The sequence below is a fragment of the Psychrobacter sp. PSP genome, from assembly GCF_024085615.1.
GTDB lineage: Bacteria > Pseudomonadota > Gammaproteobacteria > Pseudomonadales > Moraxellaceae > Psychrobacter > Psychrobacter pacificensis.
On the sequence record NZ_JABLTF010000005.1, the window covers coordinates 292,815 to 315,012 of the forward strand.

16 protein-coding genes are annotated in these 22,198 nt (G+C 43.9%); 3 read left to right on the plus strand and 13 right to left on the minus strand.

Annotated features, from left to right (window positions below; genetic code table 11):
- Window positions 1–137: 137 nt before the first annotated feature.
- The 3 genes from HL061_RS01310 to prpF are packed head-to-tail and all read right to left on the minus strand — an operon-like array spanning window position 138 to window position 3,963.
- Window positions 138–833 (minus strand): GNAT family N-acetyltransferase, encoded by a 696-nt coding sequence (locus tag HL061_RS01310; protein WP_240364929.1) that lies wholly within the window; start codon window positions 831–833, stop codon window positions 138–140.
- A gap of 2 nt (window positions 834–835) precedes the next feature.
- The gene (locus HL061_RS01315) at window positions 836–2,689 is read right to left on the minus strand and encodes an ABC transporter ATP-binding protein (RefSeq protein WP_093070899.1); all 1,854 of its coding nucleotides are present in this window, start codon (window positions 2,687–2,689) and stop codon (window positions 836–838) included.
- 38 nt (window positions 2,690–2,727) lie between these two features.
- Window positions 2,728–3,963, minus strand: coding sequence for a 2-methylaconitate cis-trans isomerase PrpF (gene prpF, locus HL061_RS01320; protein WP_093070901.1), 1,236 nt, complete (start codon window positions 3,961–3,963; stop codon window positions 2,728–2,730).
- Between the two features lie 70 nt (window positions 3,964–4,033).
- Between prpF and HL061_RS01325 the strand changes: the two genes are divergently transcribed.
- Window positions 4,034–4,984 carry a hypothetical protein gene (locus HL061_RS01325; RefSeq protein ID WP_093070904.1) on the plus strand — a complete coding sequence of 317 codons (951 nt, stop codon included), beginning with the start codon at window positions 4,034–4,036 and terminating at the stop codon, window positions 4,982–4,984.
- Here HL061_RS01325 and HL061_RS01330 read toward each other — a convergent pair.
- The 7 genes from HL061_RS01330 to HL061_RS01360 all read right to left on the minus strand — a co-directional run bounded on the left by HL061_RS01330 (window position 4,981) and on the right by HL061_RS01360 (window position 14,457).
- Window positions 4,981–5,220: a type II toxin-antitoxin system prevent-host-death family antitoxin gene (locus HL061_RS01330; protein ID WP_093070906.1), complete on the minus strand. Its 240-nt coding sequence runs from the start codon at window positions 5,218–5,220 to the stop codon at window positions 4,981–4,983. The genes HL061_RS01325 and HL061_RS01330 overlap by 4 nt on opposite strands.
- Before the next feature lie 201 nt (window positions 5,221–5,421).
- Window positions 5,422–8,049 (minus strand): Fe/S-dependent 2-methylisocitrate dehydratase AcnD, encoded by a 2,628-nt coding sequence (gene acnD, locus HL061_RS01335; RefSeq protein WP_252962433.1) that lies wholly within the window; start codon window positions 8,047–8,049, stop codon window positions 5,422–5,424.
- A 296-nt stretch (window positions 8,050–8,345) separates the two neighbouring features.
- Window positions 8,346–9,473 (minus strand): 2-methylcitrate synthase, encoded by a 1,128-nt coding sequence (prpC, locus tag HL061_RS01340; RefSeq protein ID WP_071001556.1) that lies wholly within the window; start codon window positions 9,471–9,473, stop codon window positions 8,346–8,348.
- A 61-nt stretch (window positions 9,474–9,534) separates the two neighbouring features.
- Window positions 9,535–10,428: a methylisocitrate lyase gene (gene prpB, locus HL061_RS01345; protein WP_071001557.1), complete on the minus strand. Its 894-nt coding sequence runs from the start codon at window positions 10,426–10,428 to the stop codon at window positions 9,535–9,537.
- Between the two features lie 360 nt (window positions 10,429–10,788).
- A complete protein-coding gene (locus HL061_RS01350; RefSeq protein ID WP_223332975.1) occupies window positions 10,789–11,976 on the minus strand; it encodes a divalent metal cation transporter in 1,188 nt (395 codons plus the stop codon).
- 415 nt (window positions 11,977–12,391) lie between these two features.
- A complete protein-coding gene (locus HL061_RS01355) occupies window positions 12,392–13,405 on the minus strand; it encodes a LysR family transcriptional regulator (protein WP_071001559.1) in 1,014 nt (337 codons plus the stop codon).
- Window positions 13,406–13,530: 125 nt separating this feature from the next.
- Window positions 13,531–14,457, minus strand: coding sequence for an IS30 family transposase (locus HL061_RS01360; protein WP_025643743.1), 927 nt, complete (start codon window positions 14,455–14,457; stop codon window positions 13,531–13,533).
- A 249-nt stretch (window positions 14,458–14,706) separates the two neighbouring features.
- Here HL061_RS01360 and HL061_RS01365 point away from each other — a divergent pair, with 249 nt between their 5' ends.
- Entirely contained in the window at window positions 14,707–15,681 is a 975-nt protein-coding gene (locus HL061_RS01365; RefSeq protein ID WP_071001560.1) for a hypothetical protein, read from the plus strand.
- Window positions 15,682–15,862: 181 nt separating this feature from the next.
- On the opposite strand, the gene ppc is transcribed toward HL061_RS01365, so the two are convergent.
- Together ppc and HL061_RS01375 are read right to left on the minus strand one after the other, a co-directional pair.
- Window positions 15,863–18,649 carry a phosphoenolpyruvate carboxylase gene (gene ppc / locus HL061_RS01370; RefSeq protein ID WP_252962425.1) on the minus strand — a complete coding sequence of 929 codons (2,787 nt, stop codon included), beginning with the start codon at window positions 18,647–18,649 and terminating at the stop codon, window positions 15,863–15,865.
- A gap of 233 nt (window positions 18,650–18,882) precedes the next feature.
- Window positions 18,883–20,157, minus strand: a complete 1,275-nt coding sequence (locus HL061_RS01375) for an integrase arm-type DNA-binding domain-containing protein (protein ID WP_071001562.1) — start codon at window positions 20,155–20,157, stop codon at window positions 18,883–18,885.
- Between the two features lie 696 nt (window positions 20,158–20,853).
- On the opposite strand from HL061_RS01375, the gene HL061_RS01380 reads away from it, so the two are divergent.
- Entirely contained in the window at window positions 20,854–21,147 is a 294-nt protein-coding gene (locus HL061_RS01380) for a hypothetical protein (protein ID WP_227517171.1), read from the plus strand.
- Here HL061_RS01380 and HL061_RS01385 read toward each other — a convergent pair.
- Entirely contained in the window at window positions 21,144–22,100 is a 957-nt protein-coding gene (locus HL061_RS01385) for an EamA family transporter (protein WP_071001563.1), read from the minus strand. The two genes, HL061_RS01380 and HL061_RS01385, sit on opposite strands and share 4 nt — an antisense overlap.
- Window positions 22,101–22,198: the final 98 nt, after the last annotated feature.

Genomic DNA, 22,198 nt, shown 5'->3' on the forward strand with positions numbered 1-22,198 from the left:
CTTGAGTGTGCTAACTTTTCGCTTTGTTGACCCATGCTCGCAGTCATCCTTTTAAAGCGGTTATCATTCAAAAGTAGCATACTCAATATGGAACAACCAGACTGAATCGTGTTAAGAAGTAAAACTTTGTAGGCCGTTTAAATCATCAAATAGAGCAGACCTAAAATAAACAGCGCTGCTATAATAAACAGCAGGAAGCTTAAAACTTTGGTTGTGGTTGACGCAGTATCCACACTTTCTTTTCTTACTTTGTTTTTCTTAGCAACGTATAGCACCATCTTCACGTGCTCAATATTATCTTCAAGATAATGCTCACCTTCAGGTACAAAACCCAAAGACTCATAAAAACTGAGCAGGTAGGCCTGTGCCGAGATAATAATCGGACGCTTTTTACCGTATTTTTTGCGGCAATGAGCAATAGCTTGCGTCATTATTTGCCGCGCTAGGCCATCACCTCTGTGCTCTGATAACACAAGCACTCTACCGATGGCAGGCATGGCAGTGTGGTTGGTCTTCGCGGCTGGGTCGGCGACCGATAGATTGGATTTTAGTTTATTGAATTCAGGTGGAATGATACGGCAATATCCGACCAATGCAGCGTTTTGATGAGCAATCAAATGCAAGCAATCAAAATCGACCTCATCCATATCTTGATAAGCACAGTTTTGTTCGACGACGAACACTTGCGAGCGTGCTTTTAGGATATGGTAAAGGTCAACTGAGGTCAGCTCATCAAAGGTTTTGATAGAAAATTCACAATTCATAATGGGCAAGCTTCTGGCAATAGGCGGTAAAATAGGGGCATTATAACGATTTAGGCAGTCATTAACCATTCCTAACCCTGTAGGGTCTGACTGATTTTGTCTAAATTTAAGCTATCAGACATGGCACTAAATATCTCAAAGTATTTGCCGCGTTGGGCATAAAGTACCTCATGGGTACCTGTCTCAACCACTTCGCCATTCTCTATGACTACCAGATCATCGGCGTCGATAATCTGAGCAATATTGTGCGAAACCATAATAACGGTACGATCTTTTTTGATCAGATCAAGGCTTTTTTTGACTTGCTGACTGGCGATAGCATCGAGACTGGCGGTCGGCTCGTCCAAAAACACAATCGGTGGATCTTTTAAAAACATCCTTGCCAGCGCGATACGCTGCTGCTGCCCACCTGATAACGACTTGGCAGTACTCTCGTAGCCATCAGCTAACCCCATAATTTGATCGTGTATCGAAGCTTTTTTTGCCGCTGCAATGATGTCATCAATGCTAGCGTTCATATCGCCATAGCGGATATTTTCACTGATCGTGCCCGAAAATATATGATTGCTTTGTAGCACCAGACCAATGTTTTGACGCAGCTCATGAGTATCACAGTCAGCCAAATCATGCCCGTCTAGGCAGATCGTGCCAGCGTCTGGGGCGTAGAATTTGACCAATAGATTGATAATCGTGCTCTTGCCAGCGCCAGAGAGGCCAACCAGCGCCGTGATACGGTTGGGCCTAATAGTGAAGCTGACGTCTTTGAGCGCTTGCGTCCCATTCGGATAAGTAAAGTCGACATGTTTAAGCTCGATATGACCTTTTAGGTTGTCGCTACTGATACCAGCGATGCTCTCGACTTGGCTGTCATCTTCTAAAATATCAAAAAAACCTTCGGCATAGGTCAATGCATTATTTATCTGGTCGTAGATGCGGTGTAATTGACGGATAGGGGCGGCGACATTTTGAAACAGCATGACATGAAACAAAATCATACCAATGGTCATCTCACCTTGTAGGACAAAATACGCGGTGAGCAAGATAATAACCACCACACCAATCTGCTCGATAAAGGTTTTGATGGCATCATAAACAAAACCAATACTGCGAATACGCAGCTGATTATCGGTCATTTCCTTTTGAATGGCTAAGTGCTTTTCTGCTTCTATCGACTCACGGACAAAGGATTTCACCACACTAATTGAGTTGATAAGCGAGATAACCAGTCCGCTTTTGGCTTCGCGAAACCCGCGCATTTGCCGACGAAACCCTTGTAGGCGCTTGGCTTGTTTTTGGCTGATGAAAAAGTAAATGGGAATGATAATAAGACCGACCAAGCCTATCCAAAAATTGGTCGAAAACATGATGATAAGCGCCACGATTGCATTGGCAAACAGCGGTAGCATATCGATAAAGAAGTTTTGCACTAAACTGGTTAAGCTGCTGACGCCATAATCAATACGGGTTTGCAACTTGCCGCTGTCGTTTTCGCTACTGGTATAAAATGCCATCCGATAGGTCAAGATGCGCTCAATGATTTTTTGCGATAAATCACGTGATAGATTGATACGAATCTTTTCGCCGAAGAAGCTTTGCCCAAACGAGATGAATATCGATAATATCTCTTTGGTTAAGAGTACCGCACTGATAATGGTCAGCATACGCAGACCTGCCTGCCATGGCTCGGCAAGCGTGGCAATCTCAGTCAAAGTATCGACAGCATAACGCAACACAAAAGCATTGACCTGCGCGGTAAAGGAGCCTAGAGCAGTCAGCGCTAAGGTGGCGATAATAAGTAAGCGATAAGGCTTAGCAAATACCGCCAGTTTTTTGAGGATATCCCACAGCAGCGCCCGCCGTTCTTTTTTCTCGACTGGCGGTTTTTTGTCTAACTGTGCGCGGCGAGGTTGGGGAGATGTCGGCATAAAACTCTATCACAAATTGAAATAAGCCATGACGACGCTTAAAATGCATCCGCAGGCACAAAAACTTCACCAACCATGATACGCCTTGCTGAACGACTCATCGACACTTTTTTGGCTTGCCAGCGCCCATCGACCAGTTCGGTTTTTCCGCCAACGAGCAATGTCCCTGATGGATGACCAAAACGTACCTCTGACAAGTCGCCACCACCAGCAGCTTTGTTAACAAGCGTGCCTTGCGTGGTTGCTGCTGCAGCAATAGCGACTGCTGCTGTCCCCATCATGGCGTGATGCAGTTGACCCATACTCATGGCACGGACGACTAGATCAATCTCGTCTGCATCGACCGATTTACCACTAGAGGCGCTATAGCTCTGTGCGTTACCAACCCATGCGATTTTAGGAATGTGTTGGCTGGTTTGCGCCTCGCTCACATCTTTAAATAATCCCATCGCCACGCCGCCTGTGGCACGGATTTTTTCAAGCTTGGTAAGTAGCTCACTATCACTATTAATGTCGCCTTGTAGCTCAGTACCCGTAAAGCCCAAATCTTCTGCGTTTATAAAGATGGTTGGGATACCTGCACTAATGAAGGTCGCTTTGATGCTATCAGCATTTAGACCGCAGCCTGATACATCGAAATCATCGACCAAATTGCCCGTCGGGAACATGTCGCTGGTGGCATCAACCGGATCGATAAACTCAATTTTGACTTCAGCTGCTGGGAAGGTGACACCGTCTAATTCAAAATCGCCCGTCTCTTGAACCTGTACTTTGTCATTTGCATCTTTATAGACTGGCACATGGGCAATAATGGTTTTACCAATATTTTCTTGCCAGATACGCACTTCACAAATTCCACTTTCAGCATTGTCATCGATACTATTAGCAATTTTGTCGGCATCAACTAGACCCATATTAATGGCACAGGCACCGACGGCTGCAGTTAAGTTACCACAGTTACCCGCCCAATCAATCATGGGCTTTGCGATATTAACTTGTCCAAACAGATAATTCACGTCATGATCTGGTCTGTCTGAGGCCGATAAGATAACGGTCTTTGAGGTACTAGAGCTGCCATTGCCTAAGCCATCGATCTGCTTACCGTAAGGATCTGGGCTACCGACGACGCGCAGCAAAAACTTATCACGTGACTCGCCAGCAACTTGGCATCGCTCAGGTAAATCAGATAATTTAAAAAACGTACCCTTTGAGGTACCGCCGCGCATATAGGTGGCAGGGACGGGGATTTGCGGGGCAAATTTTGATTTGGTCATTTTTGAGAGTCCTTTTAATGATGTTACAATAGTGATATTAATTATTTAATTATATTGAAGTGATTTAACTATGGTTGAAACTAAGAAAACAATCTATTTAGATCAAAATGTTTTAACAGAGTTAAGAGTTGATAAGCTTTATACAAATGATTTGAAGTATATCCAAATATTAAAACTATTGACTTCTAATAAATACACCGTAGTTTACTCACGTGTAACTTTAATGGAAATCTATAATATAGATAACGATATTTATATAGATGAACACCTAAAAGCTCTCAAGCTACTAAACGCAATTTATTGGGACAGGCTGTTCACACCCAATGAACACAATGTGAATGTTATATATAAAAATTTTGTCAAAGTGCATGAAGGTAAGTTTTCTAGAAGTCTTCACACTAGTAAGGAAAAATTTATTAAAAGAATCAATGGTATAGATATTGGAATAACTACCAAAGATAGTTTTAATAGTATGCTTGGCGAAGCTGTCAGTATACCTTTCTCATACTTAGATAATAAAATACCCATTCTGAGGAAAGCAAATAAATATTTTTCAAAAAAAGCAGTCGAATTTACAATCAATTATTTTTCTAGCATGAGCAATGAGCTGCCAGATTTTGATCCAGTTAATTTTAGAGAATGTATCAAAATAGATACTGAAATTAAGTCAATAGAACCTGAACAAGCTATGTTCGTTATCATTAAAGCTTTGTGTGATTATGACCCTCACTTCATAAATATATTTCAATTTGATGCAAATAATATAGAAACTAAGATTGAATTCTTTTTTAACTTCCTTAATTGGATCGGTTATTATTCTGATAAGTTCCAAAACGATACTAATAAAAAAGGTTTCCACGCTGCCTCTATGCGTGATGCAGCTCATGCTGGAACTGCTTGGCACTTTGACTATATAATTTCAGAGGATTACAAATTTAGGCAAAAAACGAAAGCCTGTTACGCTTTCGTTGGCTCTAAAACTAAAGTACTTTCCGTTGACGAATTTTTATTATTACATTAGTCAGTGATGCGACTTTTAGACCGATATTGCTCAATAGATTTAGCCAAATGGGCAGCATTAGCAGATGACTTTAATAAATACAGTGTCTCCATCAAACCATTGTAATGAGCACTCGACATAACAACCGCATCATTATCGTTTTGACGATTTATGACTACTGCATCGGTACCATCATTCACCGTATCTAAAACGGCTTTAAAGTCTTTATTAGCGTCTGTAAAGCTGATAACTTTCATAATATTTTTCTTAATATAAAATTTTAATAAAATACAATCTATAGTAACTCTGCAAAATTGTGATGCTGGGTTAAAAACCCAGCCTACGCCAAACTCAAATAGTTAGAGAGTATAAGCTTAAAAAAACCGATGCCATATAGACACTCTATACAACATCGGCTCTGTATTACTTACAAGCTAAATCTTAAACGCTCAAAACGCTTAGGCCACTTCACCCGCTAAGAACTCTTTAGCAAAGCGTTGTAGCATACCGCCAGCGTTGTACATTTTTACTTCATCAGCCGTATCTAATCGGCAGATAACAGGCGCTTTATCAACACTGCCGTCTTTGCGATGAATGACCAGTGTCATATCGCCGCCAGCAGAGACATCTCCTTCGATATCGAAGATTTCTGTACCATCGATGTTGAGCGTCTCACGGTTGATACCAGGCGCAAACTGCACGGGTAGTGCGCCCATACCAACGAGGTTTTGACGATGAATACGCTCAAAGTCTTCAGCGACAACCGCTTCCACACCAGCGAGACGGACGCCTTTGGCCGCCCAGTCACGGCTTGAGCCTTGACCATAGCCATCACCTGCGATGATGATCAGCGGCTGCTCACGGTTCATGTAGGTTTCAATCGCCTCCCACATGCGCATGACTTGACCTTCTGGCTCAACACGCGCCAGTGAGCCTTGGATAACTTCACCATCTTCATCGCGTACCATTTCGTTCAATAGTTTAGGGTTGGCAAAGGTGGCACGTTGCGCGGTTAAATGGTCGCCGCGATGGGTCGCGTATGAGTTATAGTCTTCGGCAGGCAAGCCCATAGTGTCCAAATACTCGCCAGCTGCGGACGTACCAAGAATAGCATTTGATGGCGACATATGATCGGTTGTGATGTTATCACCTAATACGGCAAGCGGACGCATACCTTTTAGTTTGTTCATCGCTGCCATTTGACCTTCCCAATACGGCGGACGGCGAATATACGTGGTCATTTCACGCCAGTCGTACAATGGGCTTAACGCTTTGCCCGTATCTTTTTTGGCCTCATCAAACATGGGGATATATACGGCATTAAACTGCACAGGCTTAACAGCAGAAGCAACAATGGCATCCACTTCTTCGTCATCAAACCAGATGTCTTTTAGATAGACATCATTGCCGTCTTGGTCTTTACCCAACGAGTCTTTTTCAATATCAAAACGGATGTTACCAGCGATGGCATAAGCGATAACCAGTGGCGGCGATGCTAAAAATGCTTGCTTGGCATACGGATGGATACGACCGTCAAAGTTACGGTTACCAGATAGCACTGCCGTGGTGAACAAATCATTGTCGATGATTTCTTGCTCGATGTCAGGGTCAAGTGCACCGCTCATACCGTTACACGTCGTACAGGCAAAGCCTACTACATCAAAACCGATTTCTTGTAGCTCTGGCATTAGACCTGCTTCTTCTAAATACATTTTGACCGTTTTTGAGCCGGGTGCGAGTGAGGACTTAACCCACGGTTTACGCAATAGTCCTTTGGCATTCGCGTTACGAGCGACAAGACCTGCGGCCACCATGTTTCGTGGATTTGAGGTATTGGTACAGCTGGTAATCGCCGCGATAATCACTGCGCCATCTGGCATGAGACCATCTTTTGGTTCAGGGAGTTTTTGATCAGGCGCGTGGGCGATGCCTTTGGCTACCAAATCATCAGTAGATACACGGGCATGGGGACGCGACGGGCCTGCCATGTTACGACCGACTGATGACAAATCAAACTCAAGGACGCGTGCGTATTCGGCTTTTTCCATGCCATCAGCCCATAGACCCGTTTGCTTAGCATACTGCTCAACCAGTTTAATCTGTTCCTCAGAACGACCCGTCAGACGTAGATAGTCAATGGTTTGCTCATCGATATAGAACATCGCAGCAGTGGCGCCATATTCAGGCGTCATGTTGGAGATAGAGGCGCGGTCACCGACACTTAGCTGGCGTGCACCGTCACCAAAGAACTCAATATAGGTAGAGACCACACCTGCATCACGCAAGAACTCCGTCATCGCCAGTACGAGATCCGTACCAGTAATGCCTTTTTGCAGCTTGCCTGTTAATTTAACACCCACATAATCAGGCAGGCGCATATAAGAGGGGTTACCTAGCATGACGCTTTCGGCTTCTAGACCGCCCACACCGATTGAGATCACACCTAGGGCATCGACCATCGGCGTGTGGCTATCCGTACCGACCAACGTATCAGCGAATGCGACTTTTTCACCCGCTTTATTGTGTACGATTTGTACAACAGGTGACATTTTCTCTAGGTTGATCTGGTGCATGATGCCGTTACCCGGTGGTACGACGTTGACATTGTCAAAGGCATACTGGCACCAGTTGATGAAGTGAAAACGGTCATCGTTACGGCGCTCTTCAATCGCACGGTTTTTCTCAAAGGCGTCTTCTTCAAAGCCTGCGTGCTCAACGGCCAATGAATGGTCAACGATCAGCTGAGTGGGCACGATAGGGTTTACCTTAGACGGATCACCGCCTTGCTCAGCGATGGCATCACGCAAGCCTGCTAAATCAACAAAGGCCGTCTGACCCAAGATATCATGACAAACGACGCGGGCAGGGTACCAAGGAAAATCTAAATCTTGCTTACCCTCGATATGCTGCTTTAACGCTGCCGTTAAATCCTCTGGTGGGCAACGGCGCACTAGGTTCTCACACAATACTTTTGAGCAGAACGGTAGCTTGTCATAAGCACCTGCTTCGATGCGCTCGACCGCTTCGCGAGTGTCAAAGTAGTAAAGGTCAGTATCAGGAAGTGGTTTTTTGAACTCATCGTTCATGGGTTGTACGAGGGCGTTGTCCATAAGTCACCTTTGGCTGTTGGCTAATTTTGATAAGTAGTTAAACGTCGATATTAGATAAAAATTCATTCCTTTAGCAAAATCATCGTTCGTTATTGCAGGCTTTGCTAAAGAATCGATATTGAAAGTTAAGATGGCATGATCTATAAAAAAATAGCGTATGACGATCAAACCTAAAAATATCATAGCTAGGCTCAATCGACATACCTGTATCAGCTAGCACTGCCGCTAGCTGATAATAAGTACGTAACAATAGCTACTTAAAAGAAATCAACTTAACGCGCACTCATATCTGGTACAGGACGCAGCTCTTCACCCGTATATTCGGCACTTGGGCGAATGATACGGTTGTTGGCACGTTGCTCAAATACGTGAGCGGCCCAGCCAGTCAAGCGTGAACAGACAAATATTGGCGTGAAGAGTTTGGTTGGGATACCCATAAAGTGATAGGCTGATGCATGGAAAAAGTCAGCATTGGCAAACAATTTTTTCTCGCGCCACATCACGTCTTCAACACGCACAGACACAGGGTAGAGCACCTCGTCACCAACATCAGCGGCCAGTTTTTCAGACCATTGTTTGATGACGACGTTACGTGGATCTGATTCGCTATAGATGGCATGACCAAAGCCCATGATTTTGTCTTTACGTGCTAGCATGGCCATCATCTCTGTCTCGGCTTCATCAGCTGAGCTAAAGCCCTCAATCATATCCATCGCCGCTTCATTCGCGCCGCCATGCAATGGACCACGTAGTGAACCGATTGCGCCAGTGATACAAGAATGGATATCAGATAAAGTAGACGCACAGACACGCGCAGTAAAGGTCGAGGCGTTGAACTCGTGCTCTGCATACAAGATAAGCGACACGTTCATGACCTTTTCGTGCAGCTCGTTTGGTTTTTCACCTTTGAGCAGATGCAAAAAATGACCGCCGATGGTCGCATCATCCGTCTCAGTCTCGATACGCACGTTATCATGGCTAAAGCGGTACCAGTAGTTGATGATTGAGGGGAATGCGGCAAGCATACGATCAGTTTTATCGTTTTGCTGAGCGAAATCCGTTTCGCTCTCAAGGTTGCCCAGCATTGAGCAACCAGTACGTAGCACATCCATTGGATGCGCATCGCTTGGAATACGTTCAAGCACGTCTTTTAATGCTTGTGGTAGGCCGCGCAGGCTTTTGAGCTTAGCTTGATAATTCTCAAGCTCGCTTTGCGTAGGTAAATTACCGTATAGCAGTAAATACGCGACTTCTTCAAAAATACATTTATCCGCCAGCTCTGATACGTCATAGCCGCGATAGGTCAGACCAGAGCCCGATTTGCCAACGGTCGATAATGCTGTCTTGCCAGCGACTTGTCCGCGAAGTCCTGCACCTGAAAGTTCTTTCTGTGCTGCCATGTCTACATTCCTTTTGTGGGTAGCTTTTTATATTGTTAAGTGAAAATACTGCTTATTATGATTATTTATTGTCCGCAAACAGCTTGTCTAAGGTTTGCTCAAACTCGTGATAGTTTAAGAAATCATAAAGCTCCATGCGCGTCTGCATGGTATCGACGACTTTTTCTTGCGTACCGTCATCGAGCAAGTGCTGATAGACATTCAATGCCGCTTTATTCATGGCGCGGAAAGCGGATAGTGGGTACAGCACCATATCGACGCCCACACCGTACAGCTGGTCAGTGGTATACAGATCGGTTTGACCAAACTCGGTCATATTGGCGAGGACGGGAATGTCGAGTACATCGGTAAATTTACGATACATCTCGATATCGGTCAGCGCTTCTGCAAAGATCATGTCTGCACCTGCTTCGGCAAAGGCAACGGCACGTTCAACAGCAGCGTCTAAGCCCTCGACTGATAACGCATCAGTACGAGCCATCACCACAAAATCAGAATCCGTTTTCGCATCCAATGCCGCCTTTAGGCGATCAACCATTTCTGAGATACTGACGATTTCTTTGTTAGGACGGTGACCACAGCGCTTTTGCGCGACTTGGTCTTCGATATGGACGGCTGCCACGCCTGCCTTTTCCATTTTTTTGATGGTTTGAGCAATGTTGAACGCACCGCCAAAGCCGGTATCAATATCGACAAGTAGCGGGGTATCGACTGCATCCGTAATACGGCGAGCGTCTTCTAGCACGTTATCAAGGCTGGTCATACCCAAGTCAGGTAAACCAAATGACGCGTTTGCCACACCGCCACCAGAGAGATACAGCGCTTGGTGACCGACTTGGGTCGCCATCATCGCGGTGTAGGCATTGATCGCGCCTGCAATTTGTAGTGGCTGGTTATTATCATTTTTTTGTTTAAGCGCACTGCGAAAGCGTGCACCTGCTGAGAGTGAGGTCATGTGAGTATCCTTTCATGAGCTTGTATGGATATAAAATAATCTCGTTGTTGTCACTGATTATACCCAATTATCCACGTCTGCAAAGGTTAGCTTGTAGATTATTGTTTATTATATTTAATGATTAATTGTAGTTAATTTAATATTATTCATAAAACAAATAGCATTATGTATTTTTCAATACTTCGCTATCATAAGTATTCATATTAGCCAAATATTCAAATATTAAGAGGCTTTATAATTTACATTTAGTTACAATTATAACGGGCATATTGCTCTACAAATTGTCCTGTTCCTACCAAAAAGCCCTAACAGCTGAGCTATTAGGGCTTTATTTATCATGAGCTTAAAAAAAGACTAAGTTTAAGCAAATAAACCTGCCAAATTGGCTAAGAACAATAAGGCAAATCCTGCCAAGAATATCAAGCCTGCGATAGACAGAGCGTTCATACCGGCGGACAGTTTTTTATGTTTCTTAACCAATGAGTAGTTGAGCCAGCCAAAGATAGGCGCAGAGACAAACGCCGATATCATGGCAAACTTAAGCATTGCACCCAATTGTCCCGTGAAGAACGTAATAATCACAAGCCCGCCACCGATAGCGTATGTCGTCCAAAAAGCGATTTGCTTTTTATTGATTTCGCTTTCGCCTTTTAGCAAACGCCAGCACTCAGCATTGGCACGGCCGTAGCCGTCGGCACAAGTAATCGTGGTGCCAAACATACACATGAAGGCGACGAACGCTACCAGCAATCGTGACCATTCACCGATAGTTGCCGTATACATATTGATTAACTGGTTGATATAAGCGCCGCCGACCAACTCAATCTCTTGTCCTGAACCATACTGGACAAACACACCAAGCGATAAGAAAAACAAGGCTAGAATCGCTGAAACGGCATAACCGACATTAAAGTCGAGCAAGCCTTGCTTGTGCGTGGTGTGATCGGTTTTGACTTTGGCAGAGGTCCACATAGAAGTAATCGCGGCAAACTCAAGCGGTGCTGGCATCCAGCCCATGAGTGCGACGATGAAACCGAGTGTCGCTAGGTTCCAAGGAGACACAGCAATAAAATCTGCTGCCATAACCGTGGGCTTGCCAGCGGCAATCATGACTGCGGCAACGGTAGCTGCCGTCAAAGCAATCATAATCCATTTAGTCACGCCATCGAGCAATTTATAATGACCGGCTATCAAAAAGAACCAAGAGACGGCTACGATGATCATAGACAGCACCATCGTCGATAACTCAAGAGAGGCGGGTAGCATAAAGCCTAAAATCACCGCTGCAATTAGCGAGACCGCACCCGTACTGATGACCGCTGATAAGATAGAGAGGATAAAATATACCCAAAGATACACTTTTGAGCGCTTGGCGTAGCCTGCAATCAAGCTCTCGCCCGTATCGTAAACATAATCGGTTGCAAAGCGAAAAAACGGATATTTAAATACGTTGGCTAAAACAATCATAATCGCCAACTGCCAGCCATATATAGCACCAGCCTGCGTCGATGAAATCAGATGCGAGCCACCGATTGCAGCGGTCGCCATCAAAATACCGGGGCCAAAGATACGCCAACTAAAGCCTTCTTGTTGCTCAGTAACGATATCGTCAGTGGTACTTGGGTTGTTGAGTGGTTGTGTGGACATGAATACCTCGAAATGGTTAAAACGGCAAAACATCACTTACCTGTGTCAGTTTGCCAGTGATCACTAGACAACCGCTTTAGACATGTTTATACGTGCTTTTTTATAAAACGATTAATCTTGTATCGACTTTAGCACACCAATACGATTCAGGAGAATGATTATTCTATTTATTAACAGTGATAGTTATTACTATTTGTTTGCATTGCCATTCTTTTTGGTTGGCATATTAATCTGATAATATCAAGTATTAGGGCAGATTATTTTTGGCGTTTCTTTATAACACAATATCCACGCAATATCTGGTCATTTAAGGACGTTACACAAATTTTTGTCGCCGGTAGGTGATGCCTCGTTCTTCATAGACCTGATAGATAGCATTCAATAACTCAGAGATACTTGGATGCACAAAGTCTTTGAGAGTATGCAAATAAATAGGAGAGGTGACGTTTTCGTGTACCAAACGCTGATAGCTGATTTGTTCTGTACGTACGGTGGTTAAGCTGGCAGGTACAAGCGTGATACCTTCGCCCGCAGCGACTAAGCCTAGAGCTACTTGCAAGTCACTCACCGTGGTGGTCACAAAGGGTGAGATACCGTATTGTGCAAACAAATGTAACAACGGCTCCGTAATCGGCTCGCTAAGTGCAGATTTTTCATTGATGACACGTCTGGTTTTTGTATTGGCTTCCTGCTTTGCTTTGATGGACTCTGATGTTGGTAGTGTGGTGGCAATCGGCAAATGCGTTTGATGGTATAAAATCAAGCGATTATTTGCCAAATCTATCAAACGCTGCTCCTTTACATGGGCAAGAGGATGCGACTTTGGTAAGGCCACCACGTAGCGCTCATGACGCAGTAATATTTGTTGAATCCATGGATCTTGATGGGCAAAACGCCCAAAACCGATATCAATCTCACCAGATTTGAGTGCCTCCATTTGCTGATAAGAGCTGATATCTTTGAGGTTGACCTCTATATCAGAATTGGACTGCTTGAGCATGGCGATGATTTCAGGGAGTAACCCATATAATACTGACGGCACAAAGCCGATGTTTAGCGCACTACTTGGCGCTGATAAACGCTGGGTCATACTCGTGACGGTCTCGATTTCTGTCAGTATGGTGCTTATCTTATCGTAAAAAAATTCGCCCGCTTCAGTCAGATGTAATGGCCTGTGGTAACGATCGATAAGCACGACATCCATATCGGTCTCAAGCTGTTTCAGCAGGCGGCTCAAACTTGGCTGTGACAGTCCTGTCTTTTCTGCGGCTGCACTAAAGCTGCGCAAATTCGCGACAGCAATAAATGCATTGAGCTGTTTTAAATCCATGTTATTAAGCCTGTTATGGTATATGTTGTCTCTATACAAACCTTTTTTAATAAGCTTCTACCTCATTACTTAAGACGAGCTGTGCAAATATTAGCGACCCTTAGATTAACACACCAAGTGCAACGCTAATTAATATTATAGAACGCCTGCATAGGCGTTTTAAACCCTAATCGTTTTCTTGGTCTGTTGTTTAGTTTGTTCTCAATGTCCTGTATTTCATTATCAGAGACTTGTCTAAAGTCACAACCCTTAGGCAAGTACTCTCTGATAAGGCCATTGGTATTCTCGTTGGTTCCTCGCTGCCATGACGCATAAGCATCGGCAAAGAAGAAAGGGCTAAAGAGCTTTTGTTTCACCTTCTTATGCTGAGCAAACTCTTTACCATTGTCAGAGGTAATGGTCTTAACCTGCAACCTCACTGGCGCTAAGAGTTCTATCATTGCCTCTGATACTTGCTGTGCTGTTTTATGACCCACACGCTTCATCTTCAGCAGCCCCGTTTTACGTTCAACGAGCGTGACAATCGCTTGCTTGTGATGCTGACCGATAACGGTATCCGCTTCCCAATCTCCAATACGTGAGCGTTCTTCAACAATACAAGGGCGCTCATGAATCGAGACTCTGTCATTGATACGGCCTCGAGTCTCAGCGGTTAGACGCTGCCGGTATGGTTTTCCTTTACGTCTGAGACACTGCCACAATGTACCGCCCTGCCTCTTATCACGCCAAATATAGCGATAAATGCTCATATGACTGATACCAGCATGAACGCCAGATATTTGCTCAGGACTCCAGTTCTCTTTAAGCTTGTCTGTCACCCATGCCCAGAGGTCAGTCACAATAGTTGTGGCGTTGTTAGCCCGTCTGTCACAAGCCTTGTTATTAGCATGCTTTGCTCGGTAACCTCGTAGGCTTTTATTACGCCTAAGCTCTCTTGATATGGTACTGGGACTTCTGTTTAACACCCTCGCTATAAAATTAATACTATGTTTTGCCCCTTTAAGGGCATAAATCTGGTATCGTTCACCTAGGCTTAGATGTGTATAGCTCATGGTTGCAATCTCACTTTGGTCGGTGGATAAAAACTTTGATGCTAGCGCATCTAGGTCTTTTTTTCACCTTGCATTTGGTATTGCACTTCATGTGTTAATCTAAGACCTAAAATAAATTGTGCTTGAAGATAGGGGTGTGAGCAACTATATTGGGGACTAGTGATGCTGTTACATTTTAGCAATAAAAATCACAACTTCATTTTATCAGTCATTTACTGTCAGTAGCATAAACTGGCTTGGTTTTATTTTATGAACGACGAAAAAAAAGACATCGGTACTGATTTTGACGAAGAGTTGTCTCAACTCGTTCATAAAAAATCGCGTAAGCGTGTCAAAAACAATATTTACGAACGTTTTATCAGTCGAGTCCAAAGCGCTGAAAATGATACCCAAAATGACACCCATAATGACAGTGATGATTCAACATCCTTAAAAACGGCAAGTAAGTTACCTGCTTTTGAGCCTCTAAGCGTAGAAGAGTTGCAACTATTCGAAGATGAAAATAACGATAAAGAGCCAAGATTAGAGTTTGTCGACATCGGCACAACAAACGCTACTTTTGATTTTTTAGGTCAAAATGCATCGACACAAAACAAGGTGTCAGATACACGAATGGATAATTATGCTGGTGTTGACCATAACTTAAATAGTGATTTAAGTAAGAATAATGAAGAAAAAAAGCCATCTTCTGTCGTTCTCGATCAAGCGATGCCTTTATCTAACACAACGATCGATGATCCTTTAGATACTAAATCCAACCCATTGGAACCAGATCATAGGGATGCTATAAAACCACAAAAGAAAGTGGTCAGTAGTAAAAAACCTCTCATTATTGGTATGATTTTTGGTTCACTACTTATTGCTATTGTCGTACTTATCCTTATTTTTACAGGATTTTTATCGACTTCTATTTCTGATACTACTGTTAGCAATGATAGTGGCTTAAATGGGACAGCGCCTGCGGCTACCACTAGCACGCCAGTGGTCGGCGCCGAACCTGTAGTAAATAGCGATGACGATCCATTACCTAATGACGCCAATACGGTCGAGGAGCCGTTAGTGTCAGCACAATCGATTAATGCAGACAATAGCGAACAAAACGTGCCCGCAGCTGAAGTTGAGCCTATAGAACCCTCTCCAGCTCCAGAGAGTGATGCTGCCATTACCTATGAAGACTTTAGGCAAGAGTCACAAACCACGTTATATCGTGAGACTAACGATTAGAATAGTTAGGTTTAGGCGCATTTTAATTACAGCAGAGGCATATAGTACCTTGTACCGTGCCACGGAAAAATAATGGGCGACGGTACATTTTTTTATCACCATCGTGCTGGCAAGCACACTGAAAATAACTATGACAGTAGCAATCTATCAGAATATTCTCGTTGGTCAGTCGTATCGTCTCTTACCCCGTATTACGTAAACCCGCTGCCAGTGCGTTAATACTACGGATTAATGGGTCTTCTACATTGAGATCGCCATCTTTGTGGTTATCTGTCGTATCTTCATTTTGTTGTCTAGCACGCTTCAACAGCTCGATTTGGATATAGTTGATAGGATCCAAATAAGCATCTCGCCACTGCAGAGATGCCGCAAGGTTTCGCTGACCAGATAAAAGCGTTTCTTGATCTAGCAAAGAATTCAGACCGGAAGAAGTCAGCTCATGCTCATCGAGCACCTCACTCATGATCTGTTCGCGTAGCGCCTCGTCATCACACAACTGGCTATATGCTTGTGCAATATTCATCTCAGATTTGGTAAAAGCCATCTCGATATTACTGATAAAGACACTAAAAAATGGCCAGCGCGCATTCATCTCTTTCATCAAAATCTCGTTGTCTCTGACACTATGCAGAGCACTACCAACGCCATACCAAGCAGGTAGGGTAAAGCGTGCTAACGACCAGCCAAATACCCAAGGAATCGCTCGCAATGTGGTTTTACTTGGCAAGCCTTTTTTGCGATGGGCAGGACGTGAGCCAATGTTCAGTAAGGAGATTTCTTGTACTGGGGTCACTTGTGAGTAGAATTTATAAAACCCTTCCGTATGATCGGTCAGCTCTCGATAACGTTGTTCGCCTGCTTCTGCTAACCGTGCAAACAAGGCTTCATACTCTGGTAACTCAGTCGGTTGCACGACAAATCTTGTCGAGCAGGCTTTGAGTGTACCCGTGATTGCCATGGTCAGCTCAAACACGGCAGTATCCGTATTGGCATATTTGGCATAAAGCACTTCGCCTTGTTCGGTCACTTTAATCTGACCATGTAACGTGCCAGCCGGCTGTGCCGCAATGGCTTTGTGCGTTGATCCGCCGCCGCGACTCACCGAACCGCCGCGACCATGGAATAACCGTGTTTTTATACCATATTGCTCAGCAATACTATTAATGGTTTGCTGCGCACTATACAGCTGCCAAGCCGAGGTGATGATACCGCCATCTTTTGATGAGTCCGAATAACCTAGCATGATCTCTTGCGTATTATCTGTATTCTGTAGCAATCCGCGATATAGTGGATTGTCTAACACAGCAGGCAAGATTTTATCGATGTTTTTAAGATCTTCGATGGTTTCGAACAACGGTGCGACAGGTAGATCAGCAGACAATTGACCGTCAGCATCAATCGTACATAAGCCTGCAAATCGCATTAACAGCAACACTTCTAGTAGCTGGCTGGCATTGTTCGTCATTGAGATAACATAGCTGCCAAAAGTCGCCTGTCCCACCAATTTGCGTAAGGTGGCGACCGAATTCATCAATGACAATTGCTCACGCGTTTTGTCTGTTAGGTTATCAGTATAGATGAGCGGCGTACCCGGTTTTTCTAACAAGCGTGTGAGCCACTCTTGACGTTCGGTTTCGCTTAGCGTTTGATAATCAGGCAGGTTGGAAGCACTCGCAAAGATATCTGCAATCACTTCACCATGATAAGACGACTCTTGACGGATATCGAGCGCCGCCAAATGAAAGCCGCAAGTTTTTACCAGGCGAATCACATCGAGCAACAACCCATCTGCATGCGCCTTGTCGTGAGTAGCGACACTTTGGCGGATAATACGTAAGTCCTCTAGCAGCTCTTCTGGATTGGCGTATGCGTCTTTTTCAGCCTCGATGTCAGTCCCTTTGCTTTGAATGCGGCGATTGGTGGCATTGACCTTAGTGAGTATTAAAGAAAGCAGACGGCGGTATGGCTCGTTGCCGTAATCATCGAGGTTGTAATCAAATACACGCTGATCGAGCTCATCATAACTTTTGATCTTGGCATATACGTCGGGAGACACGGTGACAATAGTGTCACTATGAATGAGCTGGCGGCGCAGTTTTTTGAGTAGTACTTGATAGTGACGCAGTACGGTATCCGCATGCATTAAGACGGCAAGCTCTGTGGTCTCAAACGTCACAAAAGGATTGCCATCTCTATCACCGCCAATCCATGAACCAAAGCTCATAAAGGCAGGCAGTGGATAGTCGGTGAGCTCTGGATAGATATCGACAATGGCTTTTTTGATATTGCGATATACTTTGGGAATGGCATTAAATAAGCTGGCGTTAAAGTAATGCAGGCCGTTGTTAATCTCGTCATAGACCAGCGGCTTGCGGGTGCGCACCTCATCTGATGACCATAGTAGATCAATCGTCTGTGCGGTTTGCTCTTTGGCTTGTTCGTAGGCGAAACTGTTTTCAGACACATTGTTTAAAGCTTCGCTGTGCGTGAATAGACTTTGTAAGATATTCATTGTGGTACGGCGACGCGCTTCGGTAGGATGCGCCGTAAATACAGGTATAAATTTGAGCTGATCAATAAGCTCTTGCATTTGAGCCGGCTCGATATTGCGTTCACGACATTCAAGTAAAGTACGGCGAAATGACCCCTCCCAGCTTTGCTCCGATTGCATACGCAGCTCATGACGCTGCTCACGCAAGTAGTTTTCTTCGCTTAGATTGGCTAGGAAAAAATAGATAGAAAATCCACGTATGACGTTTTTTAAAGTTTGATTGTCCAAAGACGCAATAAAGTCGATAAGCTGCTGTTTATGTGCCTCATTTGGCTCACGGCGCTGTTGAATGAAACCTTTACGCAGGGTCTCAATGGTCTCTATTGTCTGCTCTCCAGATTGGCGAGAAATGGCATCGCCTAGCAATGAACCCAATAAGCTGGTGCGTTTACGTAGTACGTTATTATCTAAAGTCATCCTTAACAACCTTCTTATTAAATGAGTGAGTACAGTGTTAACGAGTATAATATTAGGGCTATCATAGATTTTTTATCTCTACAGACATCCTTACCGTTTTTTACAATTTAACATGAATGGGTAGTTATGTCTGACGCTCAAAGCAATTTTTTATCAATTGATGTTCGTCATATTATAGTGTATTTAACGCTCCGTCTATTTTTCAAACGATTCTTAGCGCAAGTTCACTTGGCTTACGTCTTAGCGTAATCTCGCAGCTTATCTATATAATCCGCCCAATCTTGCATCATCTGTACCCTGGTATCGATTTCATCAAGTCTGTTGTAAGCCCCGCCGTGCGTGTCTTTTATCCTGTGACCCAGCTGTAATTCTGTAACGATGTCTGAGTAGCGTAACTCTGGCTGTTCCATAAGCAAGGTTTTGGCCGAGGCCCGAAAGCCATGCGCGCATTGCACGTCTTTGTATCCAAGCCGGTGAAATATCTGTACCATTGTGGCTTTGCTGATATAAGCATTGCTTGAACCGCGCATTGAGGCAAAGACATACTCTTTATGTCCTGTGATAGATTGAATGTTTCGTAATCGCGCAATCACTTGCGTCGCTAATGGCACGACTAAGTGCGATACCATGTCGTCGCGACCTTCGCCTTTGGTCGGGGAGAATGCCCATGTATCATTATCCCAGTCGATATCCTGCCAGCGCATAGAGCGCAAATCAATACTACGGACAAACACATAAGGCAATAAATTCATGGCTTCTAATGTAAGCTTGTTTGCCCCTTTAAAATTGGACATATCATGTAACAGCGTCGCAAACTGATCGGGCTTGGTAATAGCTGGCAAGTGATTGCCTGAATTGGCAGGTGCCAACTCGCCACGGGTGTCAATCGCTACATTTTTATCGCATAATCCTCGTGCGACAGCGAATGAAAATACTTTTTCCGTATACAGCCGAGTACTGGCGCCAACGAAGGTCGCTTGATTGTCGTTATGTTGGATTGCTTCACACACACTTAATATCATCTCACTGGTGATATCATTCATCCTTAAATCGCCAATATCACGGCACATGTATCCCAAGCACAAATCCCAAAATTTGAGTGTCGACTCACTAAACGCAGGTTTTTTTGATTTGCTTTGCTGACGACTGGATGTTTTGTGATCTCGCCATGCTTGCGCAATGTCAGCGAACGTGGCGTTCTTTAGGTGAGCATACTTATTCACTTGCTCTTTTTGCTGTATGGCTTTAGGGTCAGAGCCGTTTGCGACTGTATTAAGTATGGTCTCTGCTTTGTACTTGACCTCATATAGACTGATGTCCTCAACCTTGCCGAGCATCATTCTGGGCCGCTTGCCATCGATATGTGGATGAGAGTAGCGCAGATAGTATTCTTTTTTACCGTTTGGATAGACACGTAGACTTAGACCCGCGATACCTGAAACACTGACCGAGTAATCCTTATCTCGACATTCAAGTTTATTGATATCATTTATGTTGTCGACAGCCATGTTCTTATCCGTAATTACTATAATAAAAAATGAGAGAGATACGATAAAAATATAATCAGTGATAACTGCTTTGTTTAGTGGGGCAATTATCTACATAATACTTGGACACCGCGATGGACACTGATATTTATTAATACACAAAATAAGTCCTTATTCTAAAGGCATACAATGTTAATTTATCCCCAAGGCTCACTTGGGGATAATTGTAGCATATTGAGGAAATAAGGAGTAGACCGCGCGCTTATTGGGTTGAGCACCGTTTTTTTGCTCATCATTTCGGCACATACTTGGAGGGATTTATAAGGCGAATCGTCCATTTGGTAAACGATAGCGCGGATTTATTAAAAAAAACACGGTCGCGTACACGCACAGAATATAAAAATCAGGGTCATAGTACTATTCTGTGCAAATCTGGAAGGTACTGTTTTAAGGTCTAATATCAGTGCAGGCACGTAAAACGACTAAAAGCCAATTTTCTAAGTATTCATAAAAACAAAACTCAGCAAGTCTATTGGTAAATTTAAAATAGGGCAGATAAATGATGCATAATAAGATAAACTGCCTCGTTCTCGTTGTGCGCGCGGCGTTTGGATTTAGCATCTATAAACCAAGTAGCGATGACCGAAAAGATAACTGAAAATTTATAAAAGACGATGGATATAAGGCAGCCTATTATGGAGCAAAAAAAATCACCCTATGGCACACAGACAAAATGGGGTAGAGCATAAGCCTGTCTTTATGCCGAGAGTCAACAGCGACAATCTAGTAAAAACAGACATGGTCAGATTTGAACGCCATGTGGGATTTGCGACCAGACAAAAGAAAAAATCTACCAATGATATGCATCAAGTCATTCGTAAAAAATACGGTTTTAAGCATGTTTTGGAGTTATCCAGTAAATCTGGCAATAAGCTGAGCTTTCCGCTGAGTCCGTTTAGTTTAAAGATCACTAACTATCGTTTATCCATTTATCTAAGAGTGAACTATTAGACTCCGTACTTATGAGCAGGTTTTTTCCTTATCCCAAATTTCACATTTGCTAGTAATAACCCCGACAATATCAATATCATTGCCAGCATTTTCCACCACGTTACAACTTCGCCCGTAAGCACTACGGACGTTGTCATACCGAATACCGGCACTAATAGAGCAAATGGCATAACCTTGGAGGCAGTATTTTGACTGAGTAGATGTGCCCAGAGTCCGAAGCCGACTAGGGTTGAGATATACACGATAAACCCAAGCGACAGCCACGACTTCATCGACGCTTCGGTAAAGGTTGCCAGCTGCCATGCATCGGTCTCAAATATAAGCGAAGATAACGTCAAAAACACGCAAGCGATCAGAGCGCCCCATGCGACCAGTGCAAGAGCAGACAAAGCAGAGGTTTTGTTTTTAACGGTGGTAGGTGCTGTTGCTGTTTTTTGTTGTGCCGCTTTTAAGGTCGCTTGTGCTGAGGCTTGCTTGGATGCAATGTTGCCAAAGCTCCAGCCCACTGCGGCAATCAAAATGCAGACAAATCCAGCCACAGGCATATCTCCGCCGAGATTGAGCGCAATCACACCAAGGCCCAATACCCCAACCATCATACCGATGACTTGCATGCGACTGACTGCTTCACCCAAGATAAAGTACGCCAACAACACAGTGATAAAAATTTGCATTTGTAGCAACAACGCCGTCAAACCCGGTGACGCACCTAGATGCATGGCCGTAAATACAAAGGCATATTGCATGACAAAGGTACCGATAGCATAGATGAGTAAGGTACGGTTAAAGGTAGGCGGTTTAAGAAAAAACACCAAGGGCACTGCGGTAAAGAAAAAGCGTAGGGCAGTGAGCATTAGTGGCGGGAAGCTCTCTAATCCCCATGCAATAAAGGTGAAGTTCACACCCCAAATAAAGGTAACCAGTACAGCCAGTGCAGTGTATATCGGGTTCATAGTGTCATCCTAAATAATGACGATCCATATGGAATGTCTCAACTATAGTTTATATGACCACAACAAACCCGATACAGTTTCACTTATGATGAACAAAG